The organism is Mycobacterium sp. NGS27 (genome assembly GCF_059813005.1).
In genome coordinates this window covers 1-538 of sequence record NZ_JCALDT010000041.1, presented here as the reverse complement: position 1 = coordinate 538, position 538 = coordinate 1, and the positions used below count along the sequence as shown (strand labels likewise).

At 70.4% G+C, this 538-nt stretch carries 1 protein-coding gene; it reads left to right on the top strand.

Annotated elements, in window-relative coordinates; genetic code table 11:
• Positions 1-538 (top strand): condensation domain-containing protein (locus AC5Y30_RS25475; protein ID WP_499922083.1); only part of this gene is annotated, 538 nt, incomplete at both ends.

The following is a 538-nucleotide window of genomic DNA, read 5'->3' as shown; positions in this document are numbered from 1 at the left end:
GCGAACTCAGCCAGCTGTGGATCCAAGCCCTGACCGGCATCTGCGCCCACGTCGCCGCCGGCGGCGGCGGACTCACCCCCTCCGACATCACCCCGGCCCACCTCAGCCAAACCCACATCGACGAGCTGTGCCACCACCACCCCGTCGCCGACATCTTGCCCCTCACCCCCCTCCAACACGGCCTGCTCTTCCACGCCAACAGCGATCCCGATGCGTATGCGGTGCAACTGGATATCACGTTAAGCGGCCCCCTGGACCCCGACCGGCTCCACCACGCGGTCCAGACCGTGACCGGCCGCCACCCCCACCTGGCCGCCCGGTTCATCACCCACTACGACCCCCCCGTCCAACTCATCCCCACCCACCCCACCCCAGGATGGCTCTACCTCGACCTCGCCGGCCAACAGGAACTCGAGCAGCAGATCGCGCAGATCTGCGCCGCCGAGCGGGCCGCGGTCGGGGACCTGGCGCAGCCCCCGGCGTTTCGGGTGACGCTGCTGCGCACCGCCGCCCACCGGCACCGCTGCCTGCTGACCTT